16 protein-coding genes are annotated in these 12,292 nt (G+C 59.3%); 6 read left to right on the top strand and 10 right to left on the bottom strand.

The window, feature by feature from the left end; translation table 11 throughout:
• Positions 1-285: 285 nt before the first annotated feature.
• The gene (locus AB7783_RS12130) at positions 286-1,122 is read right to left on the bottom strand and encodes a DUF6236 family protein (RefSeq protein WP_441277754.1); all 837 of its coding nucleotides are present in this window, start codon (positions 1,120-1,122) and stop codon (positions 286-288) included.
• A gap of 801 nt (positions 1,123-1,923) precedes the next feature.
• A complete protein-coding gene (locus AB7783_RS12125) occupies positions 1,924-2,766 on the bottom strand; it encodes an outer membrane protein (protein ID WP_441277753.1) in 843 nt (280 codons plus the stop codon).
• A gap of 221 nt (positions 2,767-2,987) precedes the next feature.
• Here AB7783_RS12125 and AB7783_RS12120 point away from each other — a divergent pair, with 221 nt between their 5' ends.
• Positions 2,988-3,374 carry a hypothetical protein gene (locus tag AB7783_RS12120; protein ID WP_441277752.1) on the top strand — a complete coding sequence of 129 codons (387 nt, stop codon included), beginning with the start codon at positions 2,988-2,990 and terminating at the stop codon, positions 3,372-3,374.
• 225 nt (positions 3,375-3,599) lie between these two features.
• Here the strand turns inward: AB7783_RS12120 and AB7783_RS12115 are convergent, their stop codons facing one another.
• Together AB7783_RS12115 and AB7783_RS12110 are read right to left on the bottom strand one after the other, a co-directional pair.
• Entirely contained in the window at positions 3,600-3,794 is a 195-nt protein-coding gene (locus AB7783_RS12115; RefSeq protein WP_093762076.1) for a hypothetical protein, read from the bottom strand.
• 164 nt (positions 3,795-3,958) lie between these two features.
• Positions 3,959-4,324 (bottom strand): hypothetical protein, encoded by a 366-nt coding sequence (locus tag AB7783_RS12110; protein ID WP_441277751.1) that lies wholly within the window; start codon positions 4,322-4,324, stop codon positions 3,959-3,961.
• Positions 4,325-4,791: 467 nt separating this feature from the next.
• On the opposite strand from AB7783_RS12110, the gene AB7783_RS12105 reads away from it, so the two are divergent.
• The 3 genes from AB7783_RS12105 to AB7783_RS12095 all read left to right on the top strand — a co-directional run bounded on the left by AB7783_RS12105 (position 4,792) and on the right by AB7783_RS12095 (position 6,886).
• Positions 4,792-5,841 carry a YeeE/YedE family protein gene (locus AB7783_RS12105; RefSeq protein ID WP_441277750.1) on the top strand — a complete coding sequence of 350 codons (1,050 nt, stop codon included), beginning with the start codon at positions 4,792-4,794 and terminating at the stop codon, positions 5,839-5,841.
• A 133-nt stretch (positions 5,842-5,974) separates the two neighbouring features.
• A complete protein-coding gene (locus AB7783_RS12100; RefSeq protein WP_244558353.1) occupies positions 5,975-6,403 on the top strand; it encodes a DsrE family protein in 429 nt (142 codons plus the stop codon).
• 30 nt (positions 6,404-6,433) lie between these two features.
• A complete protein-coding gene (locus AB7783_RS12095) occupies positions 6,434-6,886 on the top strand; it encodes a DsrE family protein (RefSeq protein ID WP_441277749.1) in 453 nt (150 codons plus the stop codon).
• A gap of 6 nt (positions 6,887-6,892) precedes the next feature.
• Here the strand turns inward: AB7783_RS12095 and AB7783_RS12090 are convergent, their stop codons facing one another.
• From AB7783_RS12090 to AB7783_RS12080, 3 genes are all read right to left on the bottom strand, one after another.
• Positions 6,893-8,002, bottom strand: a complete 1,110-nt coding sequence (locus AB7783_RS12090; protein ID WP_441277748.1) for a YeeE/YedE family protein — start codon at positions 8,000-8,002, stop codon at positions 6,893-6,895.
• A gap of 69 nt (positions 8,003-8,071) precedes the next feature.
• Entirely contained in the window at positions 8,072-8,449 is a 378-nt protein-coding gene (locus AB7783_RS12085; RefSeq protein ID WP_068731992.1) for an ArsR/SmtB family transcription factor, read from the bottom strand.
• A 35-nt stretch (positions 8,450-8,484) separates the two neighbouring features.
• Entirely contained in the window at positions 8,485-8,883 is a 399-nt protein-coding gene (locus AB7783_RS12080) for a thioredoxin fold domain-containing protein (RefSeq protein ID WP_175367993.1), read from the bottom strand.
• Here AB7783_RS12080 and AB7783_RS12075 point away from each other — a divergent pair.
• Both AB7783_RS12075 and AB7783_RS12070 read left to right on the top strand, forming a co-directional pair.
• On the top strand, positions 8,882-9,676 hold the full coding sequence (locus AB7783_RS12075; RefSeq protein WP_441277747.1) for a cytochrome c biogenesis CcdA family protein: 795 nt from the start codon (positions 8,882-8,884) through the stop codon (positions 9,674-9,676). The two genes, AB7783_RS12080 and AB7783_RS12075, sit on opposite strands and share 2 nt — an antisense overlap.
• Before the next feature lie 20 nt (positions 9,677-9,696).
• Positions 9,697-10,284, top strand: coding sequence for a SoxW family protein (locus AB7783_RS12070; RefSeq protein WP_441277746.1), 588 nt, complete (start codon positions 9,697-9,699; stop codon positions 10,282-10,284).
• Positions 10,285-10,292: 8 nt separating this feature from the next.
• On the opposite strand, the gene AB7783_RS12065 is transcribed toward AB7783_RS12070, so the two are convergent.
• From AB7783_RS12065 to soxA, 3 genes are read right to left on the bottom strand one after another with little or no spacing between them, the layout of a single operon-like run.
• Positions 10,293-10,793 carry a GlcG/HbpS family heme-binding protein gene (locus tag AB7783_RS12065; RefSeq protein WP_441277745.1) on the bottom strand — a complete coding sequence of 167 codons (501 nt, stop codon included), beginning with the start codon at positions 10,791-10,793 and terminating at the stop codon, positions 10,293-10,295.
• Positions 10,794-10,815: 22 nt separating this feature from the next.
• The gene (gene soxX, locus AB7783_RS12060; RefSeq protein WP_441277744.1) at positions 10,816-11,442 is read right to left on the bottom strand and encodes a sulfur oxidation c-type cytochrome SoxX; all 627 of its coding nucleotides are present in this window, start codon (positions 11,440-11,442) and stop codon (positions 10,816-10,818) included.
• Positions 11,443-11,452: 10 nt separating this feature from the next.
• On the bottom strand, positions 11,453-12,277 hold the full coding sequence (soxA, locus tag AB7783_RS12055; RefSeq protein WP_441277743.1) for a sulfur oxidation c-type cytochrome SoxA: 825 nt from the start codon (positions 12,275-12,277) through the stop codon (positions 11,453-11,455).
• Positions 12,278-12,292: the final 15 nt, after the last annotated feature.

Genomic DNA, 12,292 nt, shown 5'->3' with positions numbered 1-12,292 from the left:
AGACCTTACCGGGGCCGGTGAGATGGCATGCCAACCTATGGCACGGTGTACGGAGCTGGCGTGAACAAGCACTCATTTTGGGATAGCTTGGTCCTGAGGCGGCAATCCCAATATTTCTCCACAATGATGCCCGCTATCAAAATAGCGAAACACACGAGACAAAACACTGCTAGCCGACTGTCTACTTTCATCCCGCCATTTTACCTGATGGCGGGGCGGGCGTCCCGGAGATTTGTCATACCTGCGGAGCGACCGTTGGTGATGAGGAACAATCTAAGCGCATCCTCAAAATAGCTCGTTGTGAAACTCGTAGACGTAGCGATACGGCCCTTGCCTCGGCTTTAAGCCTTGCCACTCGTAGCCTTTCCATGAAAGCTCAAGTATTGATGAAGTTGCTAAAGCTGCGCCAGCGACACTTGAGAGGACTGCTTGCGTGGCGGTTAAATTCGCGACCTGTCCACCTAGAACTCCGGTTAAAGCGCCGCCCAAGGTTGCCAACGGTCGAAATTTGTAATCGATTTTGAAGTCAGTGAGCCTGACCGGGAAGCTCCATTCGTTTCCGACCCGAATTGCATCCGCACATGCACGGTCGATTGCTGACATATGTGTCCTTAGCTCTTCATCAGGACAATCAGACCTTTCAACTGCTGCTACAAGAGTGTCGATTTCGGTACGCATAGCTTGGAGTTCTGCATCTCGCTTATTCTTGAATTCTAGAACTTCGGCGAGTGGAACGTCTTCGTTTGGCACTATGATCGCGCGATTAAGATGAAGTTGTGCATTCCCCCCTTCGACAAGTTGGCCGCCGTGCACCAACAACGAATCCACTCCTTGTGCTAACGACCATAAGCCCGGCTCCTGACGGTCGAGGTCGTTGAAGACCGTTATTTGCTGCTGGACAAAACCTCGAGCCACGTCGCCATCAACCGTACATTCGGGGCGCGATAAGATGCCAACGCTTTTCAAAAAGTCTTCCTCAGGTCCACCGGGAAGGTGAATCGCACGCGAGGACGGCCACACAAGTCGGTCCCATAGCAACGTTCCCACTCGCAATTCCTGAGGGTGGAGACAAGGTGACCTTATAGATATTCGGCTTCCGTCAACTTCAACCGGCGGGCTCATCACAAGGCCCCGCTTTGGTCTGCCATAACTCGGATCATTACCTCTTCGACGCTTCGCTTTGCCCATTTTCCGCACCCGCTTTCGATTTAGAGAATCCACATGCAAGCGCTCGGCCACAATCCCAATCTGGGCCCAATTTTGCGCGTCGCAAAGGCCGTCTCAAAACCTGTCGTTTCCTTTATCTTGAACTGTCGACGGCATTGCGCCGGAATCTATTGTCTGTCGCTCCTATTCCAGGAGCACTGTGGTCCCTTCATTCTGTTCTCACTGACTCGGTCGTTTTCGGTAAAGCGCTCTGGCGGCTTTAAGGAAGCCAAGACCAAGCATAAGGAGCGGTGGAGCAGTAATCACGAAAAGCCAAAGGAGGATAGGGTTAGCCGCGCGGATCGTCACGTAAGCCAATGATCCAAGAGCGCAAAGGGCTATAACGGATCCGGTGGTCAGAAGTAGTATACGAACGCCGAGCATGTTCACGATTTAATCCAGCTTGTTATCGAACAAGGTGCCGGCCGCCGGGGAAGCACTTATAGTTCGGCCCATGCTGCTGTCGGCAGTCATTGTACGCATCTGCCACAAAGAAGGCCGCCATCCAGACTACACAAATCAAACACGCTATGGCTATTCGAGGGTTCGTCATCGCCACTCGCGGATTCAAAGTAGGCCACTGAGCTCGGAAAGAGGACTGGATCCAATTTTAACCGACGGCGGGGAGAGCGTCACGCAGTAGGGACCGCGCAAAAAAAAAGCCCCGGACGATGCCGGGGCTTTGAGATAACCTTCTGGAAACAGATCGATCGGACTTCAGAAGCGGTAGTTAATGCCCGCCCGCAGAATGTGATCGGTAAAGCTTGAGTTGACATCTGCGCGTACTGTGCTGGCAGGAGCAAGGGAATAGCTGCTGCTGTAGCTGCCGAGATCCATGTACAGATATTCGAGCTTCGCGGTCCAAGGCCCTGAGATCACCGCTTCGACACCGGCGCCCACGGTCCAGCCGATGCGCACGTCACTCGCAGATCCCGCGGATACAACGGCAACGCCAGCTGGTGTGAAACCGGTAATTGCCGCGCTGCTCTTGATCGAGCCATAAGCAAGGCCGCCGGTGCCGTAAAGCAGGACCGTCGGTGATGCGAGAACGCCAACCCGGCCACGCACCGTGCCGAACCATTCAAGGCTCTGGTCGACCGCGATGTTCGTACCTGTCGCGCCTGGCGGAAGGAATGTGAGACCCGGAAGACAAGCGCCGCCGATTAGAGTGTTGGCGCAGCGATACGCTGAACCTCCACGTTCGTCGGACCACTGAGCGTCCGCTTCGAGGCCCCAGACCCAGTTGCTGCCTGGGGTCTGCCAATTATAGCCGATCTGCCCGCCAGCGATCGCGCCGTCCATGCTGAAATTGCCGCTGGTGATCGATCCGGCTGGTGGAACGATGACAGCGCCTGTTGCCGTGTTCACGAAGGTTGTGTCGGTGCGGGATTTACCCCAGCTGTAACCCGCATTGCCGCCGATATAGAAGCCAGTCCAATTGTAAACCGGCGCGAGCGCCGGAGCTTTTGTATAGGGCCGGGCGGCCAAGTCGGCTGCTGACGCCGGCGATCCCGTAGCGACTGCCGCAACCGCGAATGCAGCTATCAGAAGTTTTTTCATTTTCGTTTGCTCCCCATGTGACTCTTTCGTGATCTTATCTTTGAGTGAACGGGGAGTCAGTGACGGATGTGCAACACTCGATTGCTATCGCTGGTTGCGTGATTGTTCACATGGTGGGAGGATAAGTCTCCCGCGGCGCGATGTAATCTCTCGCGTGACGCAGGCAGCCGCTACCGCTACATTGCCCCCAGGGGAGACCTTACCGGGGCCGGTAAGATGGCATGCCAACCTATCTCGTTCGTATAATCGAAACCCGCGATCTCGTCGGGGTTTTCTCCGCCGATAATATCGTTCAGCTCATCGACATCGTTGACGAATGCACCGAGCCCGACGAATGCGAGTATACGCGCATGGGCCCTGGAGGCATCATGTGGGCGAGCCCAGCAATACCGATTCCGATCCCTGAGGATGACGACGGCGGGGAGCCAGATCCTATGCCGTGGGGTGACGCCAGCGTTACTGAAACTTGGTGGGACTACTTCTACGGATACGCTGCCTACCGCTGGAAACGGTTCTTTCCTGACGACCCGCCGAAGCCTAGACAGCCGGTGCTGCCGCAGCGACCGGGTCCAGGGCATGTGGTGCCGTTCAAGAAGAAGCGGGAATGAGGAAAATTCGTTACAAAGCTCAACGATTTCAATAGGTCGGACGAGACTGTAAATCAGCCGTCTTATGACTTCGAAGGTTCGAGTCCTTCTTCCCCCACCATTTTCACATCGTTGACGAATTGGCCCTGCGGGGCGGCGGCTTGTCAGCAATCCTGTAAGCAATTGTATTTTAGGTATTTGTTCGCTTCAGGCAGCGCGTATTTGCCTGGTTCCGAACGCGCCTGCCTAATTCGATTTGGGGTCCGACGGCGGCTTCCGCAGGTTGGCGGTCTCGGGATCGAAGCCAATAGCGTAGACGTCCAAGACGCCAGCTTCACGCAGCTTCCGTAGCTCGCTCGCCGTCTGATCGAGGGTCTGTACGGTTCCGTAGCAGACCTTCTCCGGCTGCCCGTGAGGGGTCCCGTAGATACTGTAGGCCACGACTGAAGCACACCCCGTGATTGCTGCGAAAGGTTTGCAAACGCTACCGCAGTCATTGGCTTGTTGTCTATAAAAATAGACAACTTGGCGGTGGACGGCTGCATCAACACGTGTGGCCGAAGACTTGCGCAGATGGGTCATGACCGCGGTGGTGCTAAGCTCGCTCACGCATGCACGCTTCTCATTGGCTTATCTGACAGCCACGAACACACCGCGGCCGGAACTGCTCCCGCTATCGCAACGGACACATCGAAATATGGCTGGCCCATGTAGCGTGCGACAAGCTCGGCCAGGACAGCAGCCACCGGCATCGTCGCGATGAGCCGCACGTAAAGCGGCTGGCCGGAAAGTGCCCAGTCCACTCCTGCCGTCAACCAAGCAGGAATGACGGCGAGCACATACGCAATTCCCACCAGCCACGCCAGGAACCCGATGTCGGGAAAACCATCGCGCAACAACTGATCGGCTGCGATGTAGACGAACAGCACGAGTGGCGGAAACAGCGTCGTGAAAACGAGCAGTCGCTTCATAAAATCATCTCCAAGATCTCTTCGTCTGACTTGGAGAAGTTTTCGTTCAACTTTCTCAGTCGCATGAACTCAGCGTTGCACGGCCGTGCGACCGGTGGCGTGCACCGCCGAGCCCCGCCATCCTTATTCGGGAGCGCGGGAGCCAGCCCTTGGTGTTGCTTTGATCGATGAAGCTTCAGATCCGCTTGCCGCGTCCTCCAAAGAACTGAGCGCTATGCCCCGTGTTGAGCCGGGCAAGATCGAAAATGCCGTTTCGAAAATTGGGTGCGAAACACGCGTGTGGCGATCTCTGCCGCTCCCAGAGCGATAGTCATTCTGCATCGTGTTTCCGGATCTTATGGAATTATGTTTCCCGTTTTTCAGCGTCCGTAGAACTTCCTCCTTAAATCATGCGTCAACTGGACCGCTTCTGAAACTGCCAGTAGTAATCCGGCGTCATCACCTCAAAATCACGTTCGGATCATTCGATGTTTGCGCTCCCGGTTATCGCGGGTTTTGCGATTGGCGCCGTTTTCGGCGTGGTCGGTCTGCTGAGCGGGTTCTGCCTCATGAGCAGCCTGCGCGACTGGTGGGCGCATGACGACGGGCGAAAGATCCGCAGTTACGCGCTGGCGGTTGCCGTTGCGATTGTCGGCACACAATTCATTGCCGGCGCTGGGATCGTCGAGATCGCCAAGTCGCTCTACCTGCAGCCGTCATTCTCGGCGCCGTTGATCTTCGTCGGCGGCCTGCTGTTCGGCTTGGGCATGGTGCTGTCGAATGGCTGTGCATCGCGTGCACTGGTGTTGCTCGGCAAGGGGAATCTGCGGTCGCTGGTCGTGATCGCGATTATTGGCGTCACGGCGCAGATGACCTTGAAGGGCCTGCTCGCGCCGACGCGTCTGTCGATTCTGCAATGGACGCAGACGACGCCCGGGGTGAATTCTCTTCCGTCGCTGTTCGGTACGCTCGGTCTGCCTGACGCAACGGCGCGCGTGGCAGCAACACTGATCGTCGGCGGTGCGCTGTTGGTCTTCGCACTGTCGCATCGTGCGTTCCGACGTTCGCCGGGGCAACTCGTGGCGGGACTGGTGATGGGCCTGCTGGTGATCGCCGGCTGGCTGACGACCGGTTGGCTTGGTGCCGATGAGTTCGATCCGATTCCGGTGGCGTCGCTGACATTCGTGTCGCCGGCTGCCGATACGCTGCAATTCATCATGCTGTCGACCGGCATGACGCTGAATTTCGGCATCGCGCTGGTAGCGGGTGTGTTCGTCGGCAGTCTTCTCACGGCCTTGCTGACCGGACGCTTTGAGCTTGAGGGCTATACGTCGGCGCGCCATACGGGCCGTTCGATGGCAGGTGCCGCGCTGATGGGGATCGGCGGCGCGATGGCTTATGGCTGCTCGATCGGGCAGGGGCTGACAGGTGTGTCCACGCTCGCGCTGCCATCCTTCGTCGCGGCCGCTGGTATCTTTGCGGGCGCTGCAGTTGCGATCCGCGGCCTGGCACTGCGTCCTGTGTTTGCGACGCAATAAATCCTCTCTAGTCCGCTTCGTTAGTTTGATTGCGCCGGCGCAGGGCGATTGCTAATCAATCCCCTGATCGTCAGAGGTTTTGTGCGCAATGAAAAAGCGAGGACTGTTTTTCTGTTTGTCGGTCCTTGCGCTGATGTCATTTGCAACGGGCGCGGTCACTGCGCAGACACGGCCCGCCAAGCAGGATGCCGCGCCGGACAAGCCCTTCGCCGAGCATTTCATCGCCTTGCAGCTGTCCGATTCCGATCCGAAGAAAGAACGCCTCGTTCTCAGCGTCGCCAGCAATCTCCTGAAAGCCTATGGACCGGACAAGGTGGCGGTTGAAGTCGTCACCTTCGGTCCCGGCATCGATCTGTTGCGCGACACCAACGAACACCGCGCGCTGGTCGATAGTCTGGTCACCCAAGGCGTGCGCTTCAGCGTCTGTGGCAACACGCTGGATACGATCGAGCGGGACACCGGCAAGCGGCCGGCGATCAATCCACATGCGGTGGAAGTGCAGGTCGGCGTCGGCCATCTGCTGGATTTGACAGAGCGCGGTTTTACGATCGTGCGTCCCTGAAATTGTATGTCCCTGAAAAGGAGTTTTGAGATGCGATCATTGTTGAGATCGATTGCCGGAGCCGTCCTGTTGTCGCTGATCACGTTGTCCGCTTATGCAGCAGGCGCGAAGGAGCATCGCGTCGCCATTCAGGTCAATCAGAACGATCCCGCGCTGATGAATCTGGCTTTGAACAACGCAACCAATGTCATGGAATTCTACAAGGCGAAGGGCGAGGACGTTCAGATCGAGATCGTCACTTATGGGCCAGGTCTGCACATGCTGCGCGACGACACCTCGCCGGTGAAGGACCGCATCAAGCAGATCGTCGATGCCAGCTTTCCGTCCAGCGTCAAATTCATCGCCTGCGGAAATACCAAAGAGGGCATGGAGAAGCGCGAGGGCAAGGCTATCAGTGTCGTATCCGAGGCGACGGTGGTGCCATCGGGCGCGGTTCGGCTGATCGAATTGCAGGAAGCCGGCTGGAGCTATCTCAAGCCTTGAGTTTGATCACTTCGACGGCGGCGCTTTCCGCGCCAGCAGCATCCAGTTGCGCTGGATGAGGTCGCGCGGCGAGCCATCGACCAGGATCGCAATGCCGATGCGCGCGCCAAGTATCATGCCGCCGACGGCAATCGGCCAGGACAGCGCCAGCATCGATCCCGCGGTGATGCCCTGACCGATGGTGCAGCCGCCCGCCAGAATGCCGCCGACGCCCATCAGGCAGGCGCCGACAAGATGGCGGCGCATTTCGTGATCGTCGTCGAAGGCTTCCCAGCGCAGTTCTGCGGCGAACCACGCTGCGGCCCATGCACCGGCAATGACGCCGAACACGCTGCCGACGCCGAAATCGGCGAAGTTCGCGACATTCAGAACCCCGACATATAGTGCTTTTCCGATGGTCGATACGAATGTCAGGCTTTGCGGGCGCGGCGGACCCGCGAAATCGTCGTTCAATCCCACCGTGACAATCCAGCCGGCAATCGTGAGCAATCCGAGTGCGACACCGGCGGTGAGCAGGCGCGGCGCGCGGCGCAGGCGTTTGTCGCTGAGTGCCAGCCAACAAAGGCCGCTGCCGACAATGATGGCGAGCGGCGCGCGCAGATCGCGGCCGGTCGCTTGCGTCAGCAGCGATGCAAAGTCGGAGCGTATGCCGTCCGGCATCCGGATCGACAATTGCTCCAGCACGCCAATACGAAGATCGGCGAACAGTCCGCGCAAGGTCGCGTAGGCTGTTGCACCCAGCACGAGGATCACGATCAGGCTCCTGAGATCGCCGGTGCCGAGCCGGACCAGCGAGCCGAAGCCGCAAGTGCCGACCATCGCCATGCCGGTGCCGAACATGATGCTGCCGATGACGATCGCAATGAGGGGCAATGCAATGGGAACGTAAGTGGTGTGTTCGGGTGCGAGAAAGCCGGAGAGCACCAAGGCCTGAGTGCCGAGCACGGCGATACCCAGCGCCAGACCGAAAATCTTGAGGCGACGGTTGTCACCGCCCATCAACGCATCTTCAATCGCGCCAAACGTGCAAAGGCGCGCGCGTCGCACAGCAAATCCCGCAGCAGCACCGATGGCAAAGCCAGCCAGCGCCGATAACCAGGCAGACATGTTCTGCATGGGTTTCCTCCCGATGTGAGGAGCGCTGGCCTTACGGGCCGCGCTTCTCCGCCTGCCGGATCGGCGGCGTTATTTTTTCTTGGTCGGCGCCGGTGTGGCGCAGAAAATATCGTAGATGACCGAGATGACGCTTCGGACATCGTCATTGGCCAGGCTGTAATAGATCGTCTTGCCGTCGCGTCGGGTCTCCACCATGCCGTCGTAGCGCAGACGCGCGAGCTGTTGAGACACGGCTGACTGGCGCAGCGACAGGATGTTCTCCAGTTCGGACACCGACCGTTCGCGCTCAGCCAAAAGGCACAGCAGGAGCAGACGGTTTTCGTGCGAGATCGCTTTGAGGAAATTGCTGGCCTTGCGGGCCTTGCGCATCAACTGGTCGAGTTCGGGCGAATATTCCGCACCGTCGCGCAGTTCGTCTTCGAGTTCGGATGGGATGATAGAAGCCATGGCAGCGTGCGTGTCCCGCGAATGTTTGAAGAGGATCAGGAACGATTGGCGTTGGGCTGTGAGTTGCTCAGTCTGGCAGCATACTTCCCGAGCAGGCTCCAGAAAGATTCGTCGTTCATGTAACCGGTGATGCGGCCAATCTCGCGGCCGTTGTCGACGATCAGAAAAGTCGGTGTGAAACGCACCGGCGACGCCAGTGCGACGCCAGGCGATTTGTCGCGATCCATATCGATGCGGCGCAGCGGAAGAAGCTTGGCTTCGTCGGTCCTGTCATAGACCGGCGCAATCTCGCGATTCCAGCGCGCGCACCAGACGCAGCCATCGCGCTCGAACATCAGTAGTTCGGACGCATCAGCGATGCGCGGCGACAGCGCCGCAGTCATCACCAACAATGTTGCGATCAACGAGGTTTTCAGAGGCAATTTCCACGTCATGTGTTACACATACACGAATTCGAATATTTATGCCAGAACCGGATCCGCCGTCGTGTCCTCAATCTCGTTCCTTGGTGTGCTGGGCGCAGGGCTGTTGTCGTTCCTGTCGCCATGCGTTCTGCCGCTGGTGCCGCCGTATCTCTGCTTTCTCGCGGGCGTCAGCCTGGACGAACTCGATGATCGCGGTGGTCAGGCCGGCTGGCGCCCGAACGGACGCGTGGTGGCACTGTCCTTTGCGTTCGTATTGGGGTTTGCGACAGTCTTCGTCGCGCTGGGCGCATCGGCATCGCTGATCGGCAAGGCGATCACGGCCTATTTCGATACGCTGGCCGTCATCGCCGGTCTGCTGATCGTCATTCTCGGACTTCACTTTCTCGGCGTCTTCCGGATCGGGCTGTTGTTTCGCGAAGCGCGCTTTCAGGCGGTGCGCAGACCGGCGGGCTTTCTTGGCGCCTATCTGGTCGGGTTTGCCTTCGCTTTCGGATGGACGCCCTGCGTCGGGCCGGTGCTGGCTGCCATTCTGATGGTCGCAGGCGCTGAAGGTGCGCCGGCGCAGGGAGCGCTGTTGCTTGCGGCCTATGCGATGGGGATCGGCATTCCCTTCATGCTGGCGTCGCTGTTTTCGGGGCCTTTCATGCGGCTGATGGCGCGGCTGCGTCGCCATATGCTGGCTATCGAGAAGGTGATTGGTGCCGGCCTTGTCCTGACTGGCGTTCTGTTTTTGACTGGCGCCATGCCGCGCATTTCAGGCTGGTTGCTGGAGACCTTTCCAGGATTCGGGACCATCGGGTGATGCGGGATCGGGAGGATCGAATGTCTGAGGTAACTGGTGTGATCACCAGACGGCATGCGCTTGCCGCGCTCGGTGTCGGCATGCTCGGATTGCGAACGGCGCCGGCATCCGCGAAAGCGACGCTCGGCGATGATGGGCTCTACCAGATGGACTGGTATCTGGAGAGCTTTCTCGATCTCTCCGAGGATCTGGCGGGCGCGAGTGCCAAGGGCAAGCGCTTCGCCATCATGTGGGGGCTCAAGGGCTGTCCCGCCTGCAAGCGCATGCATGAGAGCTACATGACCGATCCGAAGATCGAGACCTATATCCGCGACAATTTCGAGATCCTGCATCTCAATCACATCGGCGCGCGGGAGGTGACGGATTTCGATGGCCGCAAGCGCGGCGAGAAGGCCTTTGGCGAGGCCTATGGCATTCGCTTCACGCCAACGATCCAGTTCTTTCCGGAGACCGTCGCGGGACTGGCTGCGAAAAGCGGGCAGGCGCGGGAAGTCGCGCGTATGCCCGGGCTGCTGGAGCCCGTGGAGTTTCTCGCGATGTTTCATTACGTGCGTGAGCAGGGGTACGAGACGGCGCCATTTCCGGAGTGGCTGAAGAAGCAGGCGTAGCCGGCCGCTCAGAAATCAAGCTTGTCCTGGATCGCGGCAATGCCCGCCTTGGCGCAGGCCTCATCGGCATCGCCGCCCGGGGCGCCCGAGACGCCGATGGCGCCCAGCATTGCACCGGCGCCTTCGATCATCATGCCGCCGCCGATGATCACGACATTCGGCAGGTTGCGTAGCCCGGCCTGCATCATGCCGGGCTGGCTGATCGCATTGAGTTCGGTGGTGCTGTTGCGGAACGTCGCGGAGGTCCACGCCTTGCCGGTCGCGGTCGGCGGCGTGTGCGGCCCGGCAAAGCGATCGCGCAGCAGGACTTGCGGCGTGCCAAAGCGATCAACCACGGCAACCGCCACCTGATAGCCGCGCTTCTGGCAGTCGCTCAGCGCCGCACGCGCGGCGTCCAGCGCAAGCTCAAGTCCGAGGGACTTGTAACTGACGACGGCTTCCTCGGCCCTTACTGCAGATGATGTGAGCATCGACAGGACGATGGCAATCCACGCGTTTCGCATCGTCATGGCAATCCACTCTCAGCTTCGGTTACTTGTTGATCGGTGATTCCGGATCGAACAGGAAAGCCACGATATCCTTGATCTGCTGTTCGCTCAGCACCTTGTTGACGCCGAAGCGCGGCATGTTCGAGCAGGCGAACACGGCTTGCGAGTCGTAAACCTTGGTGAAGGCGTTCTTGATTTCCTGCGGATCGTATTTGCGATCCTTGCCGTAATTGGTCAGGCTCGGCCCGAGCGTGCCGTAGCTGACTTCCTTCTGCTCCATCTGATGGCAGGCGTAGCAGTTGCCGCCGGCAACGGTGTCAGGCGGATCCGAGAACTGGCCGCCGCGACCGTTATTGGCGATCTTGGCGCCTTCCTTCCAGTTGCCGAGAAATTTGCCGTCGGCGGGATACACCACCCGCGCCAGTTCGCGCGCGGTGATCTTGTCGGCTTCCGCGCTGGGCACCTCGTTGTGAAAGGCATTGCAGGTCTTGAGCGTTTCGTCCGGCTCGATGCGGGCCTGCCATTCCGGCGGCGCCTTGCCGAAGGTGGATTTCATATAGGCATCGACGAGCGCTGGATCCGGCGCCGTGGCGGCGGTCTGCGCGTATGTGGTCGTGGTGAGCGAGCCTGCTGCGAGAACGAGCGCGGCGAGTGTCAAAACGCGTTTCATCCCGGGCTCCTTATCGCTTGATCGACGGAACGTTGAGTTCGCCGGCCACCGCTTGTTTCTGCAGGAAAGAGGTGAGGGCGGTCAGTACGTCCGAGCCGTATTCCGGCACGGGCCAGCGCTGCTGGCGGAAGCAATCCCACAGGCGGTGCTGCATGGTGCGCAACGCGCCCTGCGAGACGCGGTAGGTCGGCCAGCCGCCCATGGTTTCCTGCGCCGGCTTGCCGGGCTTGGAGAAGTTCGGCAGTCCCTGCAGCCGGATGCGCTTGCCGTCGTCGGCATGGCAGGTGGCGCAGGAGAAATCGTTGACGCCGCCGCGGCGATAGAAGAGGTCTTCACCGACCGCCACCATCTCCTGCTCCTTGGGATGGCTCAGCGGAATGTCGATCTTCATGCCGTTCGATTTGTTGGCGATGTAAGCGACGAGATCTTCCATGTCCGACGCGCGGCCGGGGCCGGAAAAGCGCCGCGCGACGACATCCTTGGTGTCGAGACCCTGAATGTTCTGCATGCACCACAACAGACGCTGTTCGAGGTCCATGACCTTGTCGGCATCGGCGAAGTAGCGCGGCAGTTGCGCGAAGGCGCCTTCGAGCTTGCCGGCGCCGAGACCGAGATTGCAGGTTTCCAGCGAGACGTTCTTGGTGCCGCGGGCTTCGCTCCACAGCGCTTCGCCGCGATCGACGGCGAGATAACCGGGATTGGACATCGGGTCCGAGATCATCTCGCGATAGCGTTCGATCTCTTTCTCGCTGGCGTCCTGCGCATGACTGCCGAAGCTCCCCGCGCAGAGTACCAGAATGGCCGCTGCCGCTGACCGAATGACGGTCTTCCTCATCTGTCCCCTCCCACA

Origin of the sequence: Tardiphaga sp. 172_B4_N1_3, assembly GCF_052076035.1 — a bacterium.
In the GTDB taxonomy this organism is placed as follows: domain Bacteria; phylum Pseudomonadota; class Alphaproteobacteria; order Rhizobiales; family Xanthobacteraceae; genus Tardiphaga; species Tardiphaga robiniae.
Note: the sequence above shows the minus strand (reverse complement) of the source record. Positions and strands in the feature narration are given on the sequence as shown.